6 protein-coding genes are annotated in these 9,278 nt (G+C 62.1%); 5 read left to right on the forward strand and 1 reads right to left on the reverse strand.

The genetic code is table 11. The features are described 5' to 3' along the window. Positions 1-440 precede the first annotated feature (440 nt). The 3 genes from CLV87_RS23070 (at position 441) to CLV87_RS23080 (ending at position 7,091) form a co-directional block, all read left to right on the forward strand. Complete coding sequence (locus CLV87_RS23070) at positions 441-4,838, forward strand: strawberry notch-like NTP hydrolase domain-containing protein (RefSeq protein ID WP_040609075.1); 4,398 nt, start codon at positions 441-443, stop codon at positions 4,836-4,838. Next, positions 4,835-5,881: a DUF7146 domain-containing protein gene (locus CLV87_RS23075; RefSeq protein WP_008335668.1), complete on the forward strand. Its 1,047-nt coding sequence runs from the start codon at positions 4,835-4,837 to the stop codon at positions 5,879-5,881. Before CLV87_RS23070 ends, CLV87_RS23075 begins: the two co-directional genes overlap by 4 nt. Positions 5,882-6,179: 298 nt before the next feature. Beyond that, positions 6,180-7,091, forward strand: coding sequence for a DUF2493 domain-containing protein (locus tag CLV87_RS23080; protein ID WP_009804234.1), 912 nt, complete (start codon positions 6,180-6,182; stop codon positions 7,089-7,091). A gap of 8 nt (positions 7,092-7,099) precedes the next feature. Here the strand turns inward: CLV87_RS23080 and CLV87_RS23085 are convergent, their stop codons facing one another. Beyond that, complete coding sequence (locus CLV87_RS23085; RefSeq protein WP_008335665.1) at positions 7,100-7,393, reverse strand: helix-turn-helix domain-containing protein; 294 nt, start codon at positions 7,391-7,393, stop codon at positions 7,100-7,102. Between the two features lie 129 nt (positions 7,394-7,522). Between CLV87_RS23085 and CLV87_RS23090 the strand changes: the two genes are divergently transcribed. Both CLV87_RS23090 and CLV87_RS24075 read left to right on the forward strand, forming a co-directional pair. Further along, positions 7,523-8,686 (forward strand): ATP-binding protein, encoded by a 1,164-nt coding sequence (locus CLV87_RS23090; protein WP_008335662.1) that lies wholly within the window; start codon positions 7,523-7,525, stop codon positions 8,684-8,686. Positions 8,687-9,051: 365 nt separating this feature from the next. Next, the coding region (locus CLV87_RS24075) for a hypothetical protein (protein ID WP_208293364.1) at positions 9,052-9,278 on the forward strand (227 nt) is incomplete at its 3' end.

The following is a 9,278-nucleotide window of genomic DNA, read 5'->3' on the forward strand; positions in this document are numbered from 1 at the left end:
CATAGCCCGCCCATTGTGCGACTGCAGCATTGCTCCTATGTTCGCTCTTGTGATCGGTTCTCTCCTCCTCCCTGAGCCGATCCGGAATAATCGGCGGCATCCACCTCCTCCCGGATGTCGCCTTTTTATTTGCAGATCCCCATTCTGAGCTCTTGCGATTTCTCCTCGTTGACCATTCGGTCCCCGAGCTTGCTGTGTGTCGGGTCCGTTTCGCTGGAGGTGCCCAAAATGCAGGCACGGCCGTGTCCCAGCAGCCTGGCATGGGTTTGCGCGACAACGCCCACAGCGTCATCCCCAGATTTTGTGGATAAGTTTTCGCTGCCAAGACTTCAGTTTTCGAGGCCATGAAAGAGTGAGAGACAGGGCGGGAGGGGTGACCCCTCCCGGGTGAGAGAGTGCACGCGGGGCTCGGGGCCAACCCTCAACCCCGGAGATTGCCGATGAACGCTCACCCCCATTCCGTCCAACTTGCAACCGAGCCCGAAGCCCCTGCCCTGCCGGATGCCCCACGCTTCGCCCAAAACCTGATGCAGGCTGCGAAAATCCTCGTCCCCGTTTTCGAGGCAGGCAGGTCCATCGACGCCGCCGCACTTCGCGCCGCGATGGAAGATGCTTGCGGTGCCAGTGACACAAGTGGTGCCTGGGTCTGGAAAGACGCCTATGAGGCGGCCGAGGTCGCCCAAATCCTTATACTCTCGCGCTACGGCGCGCTGATGCAGCGTCAGGCACTGTCGCCGCAGGCCTTCCTCACCATGATCGAACGTTTCACGGCTCTGGCCCCGTCTCACACGCGCCGCTCCGAAGACAGTATCCGTCTGCAACAGTTTTCCACGCCTTTGCCCCTCGCGGCCATCGTCGCGCAGGCCGCCGGGTTTCGGGACGACGACCTGATGCTCGAGCCGTCGACGGGCACGGGCATGCTGGCCATCTTTGCAAAGATCGCTGGTGCACGGTTGGCGCTGAATGAACTTGCCGACACGCGCCGCGCCCTACTGGGGCAGTTGTTCCCCGATGCCGCCGTATCTGACCACGATGCTGCCTCGATCGACGATCGTCTTGATCGCTCGATCACGCCCTCGGTCGTGGTGATGAACCCGCCGTTTTCCGCTGCCAACCATGTCGAGGGCCGGTTTAGGCAAGCGACCAGTCAGCATGTGCTTTCCGCCCTGGCACGCCTCGCGCCTGGTGGGCGGCTTGTCGTCATCACCGGCGAAAGCTTCCGTCCCTCTTTGAAATCCTTCCAGTCGACATTTCAGCGGATCGGCCAGAGCGCCGATGTCGTGTTTTCGGCCCCCATCGACGGCAAGGTCTTCGCACGGCATGGCACCACGATCGACACGCGGTTGACGGTAATCGATAAGCGCGCGGCTGGTGCTGAAGAGACCGCACCGGCTGATATTGACGCCGCCTATCATCCGATCTGCGCGACCACGAGTGATCTTCTCTCCGTAGTACTCGCCCATTGCCCGGAACGCCGCAGCCCCCCGCCCTGCCCCACCACATCGGCCCTTTCGGTCCCGTCTCAGCCGACCCGCACCAACCTCCACGCCCTGCGCAACGCAGCACGCAAAGAAACCCGTGCGCTCGCCGAGGAACGCGCGAAGCATCCGTTCGACGACATCGAGACGGCCCCGCTCGACTACTTGCCAAAAGCCTGGAGCGAACCCTATGGCACGTTGCAGGACACGGTCTACGAGGTCTATGACCTGCAGGCGATCCGGATCGACGGCGCGGCGGAGCATCCGACAGCACTTGTGCAATCCGCCGCCATGGCCTCGGTGCCGCCGCCCGTGCCGAGCTACCGCCCCGTTCTGCCGAAGACCCTCGTTCGAGACGGTCTCCTCTCTGCGCCGCAGCTCGAAAGCGTGATCTACGCGGGCAATGCACACGAGACGCATCTCAAGGGCTGGTTCAAGCGCGGCGAGATCGAAGGTCAGCTGATGGCAGCGTCTGAGGATGACGAAGGTGCCTTTCGCCTGCGCAAGGGCTGGTTCCTCGGCGATGGCACGGGCTGCGGCAAGGGCCGGCAGGTCGCGGGCATCATCCTCGACAATTGGCTGCAAGGACGACGCCGCGCGGTCTGGGTCTCGAAGAGCGACAAGCTCATCGAGGATGCGCGCCGCGACTGGATGGCGCTTGGGGGGCGTGAAAGCGATATCGTGCCGCTCTCGAAATTCCGCCAGGGGAGCGATATCCGTCTCCCAGAGGGCATCCTCTTCGTCACCTATGCCACCCTGCGTTCTGCTGAACGCGACGGGAAAGCCTCCCGCCTCGATCAGGTGACGTCCTGGCTTGGCGAGGGGTTCAACGGGGTCATCGCTTTCGACGAAAGCCACGCCATGGCGAATGCCGCCGGCGAAAAGTCCGACCGCGGCGACAAGAAGGCATCCCAACAAGGCCTTGCTGGCCTCGCGCTGCAAAATGCCGTTCCCGATGCCCGGGTGCTCTACGTCTCAGCGACCGGCGCGACGGTGGTCGGCAATCTCGCCTATGCCTCCCGTCTCGGGCTCTGGGGCACGGGTGATTTCCCTTTCGTGACGCGGGCCGAGTTCGTTGCCGCGATGGAGGCCGGGGGCATTGCTGCCATGGAGATGATCTCGCGCGATCTGAAGGCGCTCGGGCTCTATCTTGCGCGGTCCCTCTCCTATGCCGGGGTCGAATACGAAATGCTGGTGCATGAGCTGACGCCCGCACAGATCGCGATCTATGACAGCTATGCCGATGCCTACCAGATCATCCACACCAACTTGGAGGCCGCCCTTCAGGCCTCGGGTATTTCCTCCGAGACCGGTACGCTGAACCCCCAGGCGAAATCCGCTGCGCGCTCGGCCTTCGAGAGCAACAAGCAGCGTTTCTTCAATCATCTCATCACCGCCATGAAATGCCCTTCGCTCATCCATGCGATCGAAGCGGACCTGGCCGCGGGGCATTCGGCCGTGATTCAGGTGGTCTCGACCAGCGAGGCGGTGATGGAACGGCGCCTCGAAGAGATCCCGCCCTCGGAGTGGGACGACCTGCAGGTCGATTTTACGCCGCGCGAGAACATCATGGACTACCTCATGCACAGCTTCCCGACGCAGCTCTTCGAGCCCTACTCCGACGAGAACGGCGACCTACGCTCGCGTCCCGCCCTCGATGGTGATGGCAATCCGATTATCTGCCGTGAGGCGGAGCGGCGGCGGGATGAGCTTGTCGAGCATCTCGGTGCCCTTGCCCCGGTGCAGGGCGCGCTCGATCAGATCCTGTGGCATTTCGGGGGCGATGCGGTGGCCGAGGTCACGGGGCGCAAGCGGCGCATCGCGAGGACGCGTGAAGGGCGGCTCAAGGTCGAGAACCGAGCCGCCTCCTCCAACCTCGGCGAAACCCAGGCCTTCATGGATGACGCCAAGCGCATCCTGATCTTTTCTGACGCCGGTGGCACGGGGCGCAGCTACCACGCCGATCTTGGTGCAAAGAACCAGCGCCTCCGGGTGCATTACTTGCTTGAGCCTGGCTGGAAAGCCGACAATGCGATCCAGGGGCTGGGGCGTACCAACCGCACGAACCAAGCGCAGCCGCCGCTCTTTCGCCCCGTTGCCACAGACGTGAAGGGTGAGAAGCGGTTCCTCTCCACCATCGCCCGCCGCCTCGATACGCTCGGGGCCATCACCAAGGGGCAACGCGAGACGGGTGGGCAGAACATGTTCCGCGCCGAGGACAACCTCGAGAGCCCTTATGCACGAGCGGCGTTGCGGCAGTTCTTCTACAAGCTGCGCGCGGGCAAGATCGACGCCTGCTCCTACTCCAGGTTCCAGGAGATGACCGGGCTGACGCTCGATGAGGCGGATGGCACGATGAAGGAAACCCTGCCGCCGATCCAGCAGTTCCTGAACCGCTGCCTCGCGCTCCGCATCGACATGCAGGACGCGATCTTCGAGGCCTTCGGCGGGTTTCTTTCGGCGATAATTGAGGACGCGCGTCAGGCAGGCACCCTCGATGTCGGGCTAGAGACCCTGCGCGCCGAGAAGTTTGAGATCGTTGATCGCAAGGTCATCTTCGAGCATGAGGCGACGGGCGCGACGGCAACTGCGCTGACCGTGGAGCGTATCGATCGCAACGATCCGCTCACTCTGCCCCGCGTCAAAGCCATCTGCGCCGACACAAGAGGCGCGACGCTGTGCTGGAACAAGACCTCCAAACGCGCGGCCCTGATGGTGAAAGCGCCGGCCTTCATGGACGAGGATGGCGTGCCGATCTTGCGGGTGAAGCTCCTGCGGCCCATGGCGACCGAAATCCTCGCGCTGACCGAGTTCTCGAAGTCGCACTGGGAAGAGATCGATGATGCGATGTTCGAGCAGCTCTGGCAGGCCGAGGTCGACGCGGTGCCGGAGTTCACTACATCGAAGATCACGCTGATCTGCGGCCTCCTCCTGCCGATCTGGGACCGGCTGCCCGCCGACAACATGCGGATCTATCGTCTGCAGACCGAGGACGGGGAGCGCGCCATCGGCCGCTTGGTCAGCCAGGAACAGCTTCTCAATGTCTATGCGCGCCTTGGTCTCGACTGCCAGATTGAGATGACGCCGCAGGAGGTGTTCGGCGCGGTCATGGACGCGAAGACGACCCTCAGCCTGCTTGGGGGCTACCAGTTGCGTCGCTCTCTGGTCATGGGACAGCCGAGGCTCGAGCTGATCGGAGCGTCGGGCGCGGCACTGCCCGCATTGAAGGCCTTGGGCTGTTTCACCGAGGTGATCCAGTGGAAGACGCGGGTGTTCATCCCGGTGGATTGCACCGAGGTGCTGGCGCGGGTCCTTGCCGCGCATCCGGTTGGCGCAAGCGCAGCGGATGCAGCCGCATGAGCGCGCGGCGCAGCATCGCAGACCTCTCGGCTGATCTTGCAGACCGCGCCGAGAGTTTCTGCCGCCAGTATTTCCCCGAGGGGTCCAAGCAGGGCAACTATTGGCAGGTTGGCGACACTTCGGGCGCAAAGGGTCAGAGCCTCGCCATCCGGCTGCAAGCTCAGGGTGGGCGCAAAGCCGGATCTTGGACCGATTTCGCGACCGGTGAGTATGGCGATCTGATTGACCTGATGCATGAACGGCTTGGTTCGGTCACGCTCAAGGAAACGCTGAGGGAGGCCCGGTCCTTTCTCGGCGAGGCCCCCTGCCCTTCCTTACCTTGTGACACCCAAAGGGCTGAGTGCCCCGATGCTGCCTCTAGCAAACGCATTGCGCGGGCGCGGAAGCTCTTTGCCGCTGGCAAGCCGGTTCTCGGCACCTTGGCTGCCACCTATCTGCAGGGGCGCGGGATCACACGGCTGGGTCCGGCGCTGCGTTATCACCCGCGGGTTTTCCTGCGGCAGGGCGAGGACGACGCCGATCCGCCGCAAAGGGCCCCTGCCCTGCTCGCGAAGATCACCGACAATCGGGGCCAGATCACCGGCTGCGCACGCTTCTATCTCGACCCGTCCACCGGCGGTTTGGCCGAGATCGAGAGCCCGAAGCGGATCCTCGGACAGCTGCACGGCCATGCCATCCGCTTCTGGTCCGGCAAGGCGCGCAGCGATCTCATCGTCGGTGAAGGTCTCGAGAACACCCTCTCGGTCGGCACGGCTCTCTCCGAGTTTGACCTCGCCTCCTGTCTCACTGCCACCCATCTCGGCCTCTTCATCCCGCCGCCGGGGATCAAGCGTATCTGGATCGCGCGGGACAATGACGAAGCGGGACGAACCGCATCACTGAGACTGCGTAACCAACTGGAATCGCTTGGTATTGCCTGTGGTGGTCTCGTGCCAAACATGGGCGATTTCAACGACGATCTGCGGGCATTTGGCAAAGATGCGCTGCGCCGGTCGTTGCTTGAGGCCATGAAAGTACAAGGTCTGGAGATCGAGGACGGGTGAGCGCCAGCCCCATAAGTGACGTCCGACAGGGCAAAGGTTCCGCGGGTTCGATCTGAACCCGTTTGGAAAAGAGGAGCGATGGACCGGCGGGTCGGAGCAGAGTGCTCCTCGCCCGGACAGCAATGCGCCCCGCACCAGAAAATTCCCCTGAGCCTTCGGCTCATTCCTCGCGGGAGCAATTTTCCGGCCCTGGGCGCATTCTCCGCTGCGCTCCGATCCTGACGGATGCGGCCCGGTCGCCGCCGGTCCTGTTATCGCCCCATCCAAATCGGGTCAGATCAATCAGAGGAACCAGACAATGCCCCATCAGACAGACATCCCCGAGGAAACCGGCGTAACCTCCGCCATCCTCGACCACCTCGCACTTCATGGCGCAACACCAGGACCCGGCGAGACCGATCATCGCCCCCTGCCCCAGCCTGACGAGGTCGAGCTCGCCATGGCGACACTTTTCGACACCACTATCGGCCTCCTCACCGGCAGCCAGTTGGAAGACAATCTCGAAGAGATGCTCTGGTCCCTCACCTCGATCTTCCATCGCCGGCTTGCCCATATCCAGAAGCTTCTCGACGATAACGAATTCGAGGTCCGGGAAAGTTTGGCCATCCAGGACGGTTCCGAGGTCGCTTCGGTTGAACTGGAACGCCTCCAGTTGATCGGGCTTAAGCTCTGGGACCATCGCGACGCTTTCGAGCAGATGCGCGATCTGGCCGTGGACCACTTCTCGGCCGCCACCGGTTCACCCTGGCTGCCCCGCACCGGATCCAAGGTCTCGCATCGCGGTCTCACCTCCGCCGTGGTGGACAGCCGGGCCTATCTCTCGGCCAAGCGGCGCAAGGAGACCGAGGTTCACTGCCCCGAAGGCACGCGGATCGCCTTCTCGGGCGGGGACTATCACGCCTACGACCTGATCTGGTCCGTCCTCGATGCCACCCATGCGAAATACCCAGACATGATTCTTTTACACGGCGGCACACCAAAAGGTGCCGAGATGATCGCTGCCCGCTGGGCAGATACCCGTGGTGTCACGCAGGTGGCGTTCAAACCCGACTGGAAGAGCCATGGCAAGGCTGCCCCCTTCAAGCGCAACGACAAGATGCTCGAAACCATGCCACAGGGTCTGATTGCCACGCCCGGTTCGGGCATCACCGAGAACATCGTCGACAAGGCCCGCAAGCTCGGAATCCGCATCAAGAGGATCGGGGCTTAGGCCCCGGTTCACGCCCCGCGCAAGAGGTCCTGTACGACGGAAGGCTTCTTGGCGATCAATGCCAGCAGAACCTGTGCTGGGCCTGTCGGGTGCCGGCGCCCGTGTTCCCAGTTCAGGAGCGTACCTTTCGCGACGCCAATGCTCTTGGCGAACTCGGCCTGGGACAGGCCCGTCCGTTGCCGGACTTCGGCGACATCGACCTCCGCCACGGACACTTCATGCACTTTGGCGTCGGCCAAATCGCCATTCGCGAAGGCCAGAGCCTCTTCGAGGCCCTTGGATACAGATTTGAATGCACTCATTTTGCGTCGATGCTCCTTGGCCACGGCTGTTTTGCTGGGGCAGTAAGATACTTCGGCTTGAGCAACTAGCTATGGCCGTAGGTAAGATTAACCTTGCAAATCTTCCGTATCGTGGAGTAATTGCAAGGTATGTACAAACGCAAGACCCAACAATTCGTTCAGTCTTCCTTGGAGAGCCAAGCGGCTGTGGTCCTTCTCGGCCCCCGACAGGTCGGAAAGACAACACTTGCACTCGACATCGCATCAGAGCGCCCATCTGTCTATCTCGACCTTGAGCGTGAGGCGGACAGGCAAATCCTGACTGAACCAGATCTCTATCTGGACGAACAGGCGGGCAAACTCGTCATCCTCGACGAGGTGCAGCAGATGCCTGACCTCTTCAGAACCTTGCGCGGCCAGATCGATCAGCGTCGGCGGGCCGGGTTTCGGACGGGACAGTTCCTGCTATTGGGATCGGCTTCCAATATCCTCTTGCACCAAACGGCGGAATCCCTCGCCGGTCGTGTTCGATATGTTGAAATGCCCCCCTTGCAGCCTGACGAGGTGGGGGCCGATCAGTTGAACTTGCTCTGGCTGCGCGGCGGCTTTCCCGACAGCTTTCAGGCCGCGAGCGATCGGGCAAGTATGGACTGGCGTCTGGATTTCCTGCGCACCTATCTGGAGCGAGACATCCCTGCCCTCGGACCTCGGATTCCGGCAGCGACCTTGCGGCGGTTCTGGACGATGCTTGCGCATGTCCAGGGCGGCCTTCTGAACGCCGCGGCCCTTGCCGAGGGATTGGGCGTGTCCGGCCAGACCGTTGGGCGCTACCTCGATCTGCTCGTCGATCTCATGCTGGTGAGACGCCTGCAGCCCTGGCACGAGAATGTCGGCAAGCGTCTGGTGAAATCGCCAAAGGTCTATGTGAGAGACAGCGGCATCGTGCATGCGCTGTTGGGCATCGGCACGACAGAAGGCTTGCTCGGGCACCCGGTCGTCGGTGGCAGTTGGGAGGGGTTCTGTATCGAGGCGCTTCTTGCTGCCGCCCCTTTAGGCACCGAACCTTTCTTCTATCGCACTTCGGCCGGTGCTGAACTCGACTTGGTTTTGCGTTTGCCAAGCGGCGACATCTGGGCTGTTGAGATCAAACGGACGACTGCACCAAAGGTTTCGAGAGGATTTCACACAGGGGCCGAGGACATTGGAGCCAACCGAAAGCTCCTGGTCTATGCCGGTGAGCATGAGGTCCCCGTCGCGAAGGACATTCGAGCGTTACCACTGGCACATGCAATCGAGTTGTTGAGCGCGCTATGACCTCGTTTTTATCTCTGGCTCAGGACACTTCCATTGGTCTGAGGATAACAGCGACACGCGAAGAATCTCAGAGCCAGGTCTGGCCATTAGTCGGGCACCAGAGCGGATGAGTGTCTGGCAACTCGATGGTATCTGGACGCCTGCATCTCCGAATGCGAACGCAAACGCCCCTGTGATGCCACGGAAGGATGGGCGAATGCTCTGCCGTTGCCATCGATTTGTGATCTGACGGCTTTGGTCTTCGAAGAGTCTTGAAGTTTGGATGGACGAGAAGACAATCCCTACTCCTTGCGGCATCTCTCTCGTCTGTTCCCCTACTTTCCTTCATGGCCACCGCACTTCTCCCTTTGTCTGAGTTGCATGACATGCTGGTCGCAGCTGTCGTCCCGTCCACAAAGGTTGTCGCCGATCTTTTTCCCCTGACCCTGCGGGTCATTCCGCGCGGACCAAAAAGACCGGCGCCTGCCCCTCTCCGCTGCGCTCCGCCTTCGGTGTGGCCGGGCCTTGGCCAGCTGCAAGGTGACCATCATTGCAACGCAAACAAGGAGAAGAGCAATGACCACGAACTGCATCAAATTCACCAGCGCCGACA

It is taken from the genome of Pelagimonas phthalicica (assembly GCF_004364805.1).
In the GTDB taxonomy this organism is placed as follows: Bacteria; Pseudomonadota; Alphaproteobacteria; order Rhodobacterales; family Rhodobacteraceae; genus Pelagimonas; species Pelagimonas phthalicica.

Coding starts and splice junctions, on each gene's coding strand:
- CLV87_RS23090 (WP_008335662.1), top strand. CDS start 7,523: ATGTACAAACGCAAGACCCAACAATTCGTTCAGTCTTCCTTGGAGAGC.
- CLV87_RS23080 (WP_009804234.1), top strand. CDS start 6,180: ATGCCCCATCAGACAGACATCCCCGAGGAAACCGGCGTAACCTCCGCC.
- CLV87_RS23085 (WP_008335665.1), bottom strand. CDS start 7,393: ATGAGTGCATTCAAATCTGTATCCAAGGGCCTCGAAGAGGCTCTGGCC.
- CLV87_RS23070 (WP_040609075.1), top strand. CDS start 441: ATGAACGCTCACCCCCATTCCGTCCAACTTGCAACCGAGCCCGAAGCC.
- CLV87_RS23075 (WP_008335668.1), top strand. CDS start 4,835: ATGAGCGCGCGGCGCAGCATCGCAGACCTCTCGGCTGATCTTGCAGAC.